Here is a 4,485-nt window from a genome sequence, read left to right on the forward strand (position 1 = left end):
ACTTCCCCCTTGCGTACGCCATTTTCTGGAAGAGCGCACGCGAAAATCAGCATTACGCGCGGAACCGTGTGCGCAGCGCACCGGAATGAAAAGAGAAGGAGAACACCCGGCAAACCAGCAGGCGCTTTAAAGGCAAACTAAAGCCGGGCGTCCCGTATCAGCGTTTGACTGCGGCGGCGCAACACTCGGTAGCGGCGGCGGCAGGATGGCACCATCCCGGACACATGCCTCGAATCCCCCTAAAATGAACGCCGCAGCCAGGCTTCCCCCATGCCGCAGGCAGCGTATGCGCGCACCGGCAGTCAGGCAAAGAGCAGCTAAAGCAGTGCGCTGCGGACGCGCAGAATTGCGGCCCGCTGTGTGGTCACCGACAGCCTATTTCAGGACGATCTCAGTTTGCAGTGATCCAGGTCACAACCAAAAAGATCCGGTGCCGCGGTTGCGACCCCGCCCACTCTCTGTGATGCTCGGCAGTCACGGGGGACGAATACAGCCGCGTCGACATGCTGAACGCAGCCGAATAACTGCGATGACAGCCCGATGAATGCGCGCCTTCGCCGAATTGAACGGCTGAATACGACGCGGTGTCCCGCCGGCAGGCGCACCGGAACGGCAGGAGTAAGTCGTGGGCAGGTCGGCCGAAGATCGATCGAGATCATCGCTACGGGTGCTGGTGAGCCTCCTCAGACCGTTCCGCTGGGTGCTGGTGGGCGTCTTCCTCCTGCAACTCGCGGCACACGGCACCGCGTTGGTCCAGCCACTGGTCGCCAGCAGCGTCGTCGAAGGCGTGCGGGAGAACGGCGGGCTGTGGGGCCCGGTGACCGCCCTCGCGGTGATCGCCGTGGTCGGCATGGCGCTCAACTACGTGGGCGTGTACGTCCATGGGCGCGTCGGCCAGCGCTTCGTACTGCGCGTACGCAACGACCTCGCCCGGCGGATCTTCGGGGCGCGCGTCCCGGAGGTCGAGGGCGCCTCGACCGGCGACGTGCTCTCCCGCGTCGGCGCCGACACCACGCTCCTCCAGCAGACCATCATCCGCAGCACGATCGAACTGCTCATCGTCCCGTTCACCATCGTGATCACGGTCGTCCTGATGCTGCTCATCGACCCGCTGCTGGCCGTCCTCGTGATCGTCATGCTCACCGTGGCCACCGTGGTGGAGAGTTGGGCGTTCCAGCGGGTCACCGTGCAGTCCGAGCACGCGCAGAACTACCTCGGCGCGATGACCGGCGTCCTCCAGCGCGTCCTGCTGGCCTTCCGTACGGTCAAGGCGTCCCGCACCGAGAAGTCCGAGGCCGCCGCCTTCGGCAAGGAGGCCGAGGGCTCCTACCGCGCCGGGGTCAAGGCCGCGCGCACGGAGGCCGTCGCCGAGACCGCCGCGCTCGGCTCGGTCGAGGTGACCTTCCTGCTGGTCCTCGGCATCGGCGCGATCCGGGTCAGCTCCGGCGCACTGTCCATGGGCGACCTCGTGGCCATCCTGCTCTACGTCGTCTACATCCAGGAGCCCATCGGCTCGCTGGTCGCCTCGGCCGGCCGCCTCTCCGAGGGCCTGGCCGCCGCACGCCGGGTGGACGAACTCCTCCAGCTCCCGCCGGAGGCCACCGCCCCCCGCGCCGCGGCCCCGGCCGACGGGCGCCCGGCACCCGGACTGCGCCTGGACGACGTCACGTTCGGCTACCCGAACCGCGAGGTCCTGCGCGGCGTCACCATCGACGCGCCGGTGGGCATCACCGTGCTGGTGGGACCGTCCGGCACCGGCAAGACCACCGTCCTCAGCCTGATCGAGCGGTTCGTCGAACCCAGCGGCGGACGGGTCCTCCTCAACGGCACCGACATCCGCGAACTCGACCTCGCGGAGCTGCGCGGCCGGGTCTCCTACGTCCAGCAGGAGGCGCCGCTGCTCGGCGCGACCGTCCGCGACGCCGCCTCGTACGGGGTGGACGACGTGGACCCCGTACGGCTGGAGAAGATCCTCGACTCGGTGGGCCTGATGGAGTGGGTGCGCGGCCTGCCCGACGGCCTGGACACCGAGGTCGGCGAGCGCGGCGTGCACATCTCCGGCGGGCAGCGGCAGCGGCTGGCGGTCGTACGGGCCCTGCTGCGCGACAGCGAGGTGCTGCTGCTCGACGAGGCGACCTCGCAGCTGGACCCGCACAACGAGCGCACCCTGCTGGACTCGCTGGCCGTGCACGCCAAGGACAAGATCGTCATCGCGGTGACCCACCGGATGCCGATCGCCCTCCAGGCCACCCAAGTGATCATGATGGAGGACGGCCGGGTCCACGCGGCCGGGCACCACACCGCGCTTCTGGAGACCGAGGACAAGTACCGTGCCCTTATCGCGGCTTCGACGTGAGGCGGGGGCGCGGGGCGCCCGGGGACAGGAGACGTCGCGTACGGCGGTGGCGTCCCGCGCCCGCGGGACCGGGCGCCGTAAGCCCGGCAGATTACCGGCCGCGGCCCTCGCCGCCGTCCTCACCCTCGCCCTCACCCTCACCGGCTCCGTCCCCTCGGGGACGGAGCGGCGGCCCGGCACCGCGGCGGACATCCGCTACACCGAATACGGCGTGCCGCACATCATCTCCGACACCTACCGAGGCGTCGGCTACGGCTACGGATACGCCCAGGCCAAGGACAACCTCTGCGTCCTCGCCTCGGTCTACCTGACCGTCGGGGCCCAGCGCTCGCGCCACCTGGAGCCGCAGGCCGCGCCCCGGCAGGGCCCCGCCGACCCGACCTTCGCCACCGCCCGCACCAACCTCGACAGCGACCTCTACTACCAGCAGGTCAACGACTCACGCGTCGTCGAACGGGCCCTGCGGTCGCCGGCCAGCCCCCGCGCCGAAGTACGCGAGATCGTCCGCGGCTACGTGGCGGGCTACAACCGCTATCTGCGCGACACCGGAGGCGCCGCCCGCATCTCCGACCCCGTCTGCCGGGGCGCGGCCTGGGTACGCCCCATCTCCGAACTCGACTTCTACCGGCACTACCACGCACTGGCGACCGTCAGCGGTCAAGGCACGATGATCAGCGGCATCGCCACGGCCCGCCCCAACACCCCTGGTATGTCCGCCAGTCTGGCTTCGGGGCCGCCCCCGAAGCCACGCCCCCCACTCGGCAGCAACGCCATCGCCCTCGGCTCGGCGGGCTCGGCCAACGGCCGGGGCCTGCTGCTGGCCAACCCCCACTACCCCTGGCAGGGCGCCGAACGCTTCTGGCAGGTCCAGCTGACCGTACGCGGCAAGATGAACGTCTCCGGAGGCAGCCTGCTGGGCGTACCGCTGGTACAGATCGGCCACACCGCGGACGCCGCCTGGAGCCATACGGTCTCCACGGCCACCACGTACGGCCTCTACCGCCTGCGCCTCCAGCCGGGATCACCGACGACGTACCTGGTCGACGGCCGACCGGAACGCATGAAAAGCCGGCAGGTCACCGTCCGGGTCGCCCACCCCGACGGCAGCACCTCCCAGGTCCGGCGCACCCTGTGGACCACCCGCTACGGCCCGGTCACCCTGGGGACCGAACAGAAGCCCCTCCCCTGGGACACCACCACGGCCTACGCGGTACGCGACGCCAACACCGGCAACCTGCGCGGCCTGAACACCTGGTTCGACCTGGACCACGCCCGCAGTACCCAGGCCGTGTCCACGGCACTGGCCGGCAACCTGGGCCTCCCCTGGGTCAACACCCTCGCCACGGACCGGCACGGCACAGCCCTCTTCGCCGGCTACCAGTCCGTCCCGCACATCACCGACGACCTGGCCGCACGCTGCGCCACCGACCACGACGCCTTCCGTACCACCGGCCTCGCCACCCTGGACGGCGCACGCTCCTCCTGCGCCTGGGGCAAGGACCCCGACGCCCCTCTCCCCGGCCTCCTCGGCACCTCCCGCCTCCCCCGTCTCCTGCGCACCGACTACGTGGCCAACTCCAACGACAGCGCCTGGCTGACCAACCCCGCCACCCCGCTGACCTCGTACCCGCGCATCGTCGGCCCCATCGGCACCGAACGCACCCCCCGCACCCGCATGGGCATCACCGCCATACAGGAAGCGCTCCGCGCCAAGGGCCGCATCTCAGCCGAAACCCTGAAATCCCTCCTCACCGACAACCGAAGCCTGACCGCCGAACTCACCACCCCGGCCCTGGCCGACCTCTGCACCTCCCTCCCGGACGGCAAGGCCCCCACCTCGGACGGCGACACCGTCCCGGTAGGAACGGCCTGCGACGTACTCGCCTCCTGGGACAAACACTTCACCGCCGACAGCCCCGGCTCCCTCCTCTTCGCCACCCTCTGGACCCGCATCATCCTGACCGCCGACGAAGACACCCTCTGGAAAACCCCCTTCGACCCCGACCACCCGGTGACAACCCCCCACACCCTCAACACGGCCGCCCCAGAAGTCCGCACCGCCCTGGGCGACGCACTCCGGGAGCTCCAGGCGGCGGGCTCCCCCCTGGACGCCCCCATAGGCACCCGCC

At 70.2% G+C, this 4,485-nt stretch carries 2 protein-coding genes; both read left to right on the plus strand.

What is annotated here, in order from left to right:
* The first annotated feature begins 673 nt into the window (after nt 1–673).
* Nucleotides 674–2,356 carry an ABC transporter ATP-binding protein gene (locus ADK86_RS29525; protein WP_234346084.1) on the plus strand — a complete coding sequence of 561 codons (1,683 nt, stop codon included), beginning with the start codon at nt 674–676 and terminating at the stop codon, nt 2,354–2,356.
* A gap of 46 nt (nt 2,357–2,402) precedes the next feature.
* Nucleotides 2,403–4,485, plus strand: a 2,083-nt coding sequence (locus ADK86_RS29530) for a penicillin acylase family protein (protein WP_053699368.1), incomplete at its 3' end; no start/stop codon positions are given.

This window comes from Streptomyces sp. NRRL F-5755, assembly GCF_001279365.1.
Taxonomy (GTDB): Bacteria; Actinomycetota; Actinomycetes; order Streptomycetales; family Streptomycetaceae; genus Streptomyces; species Streptomyces rimosus.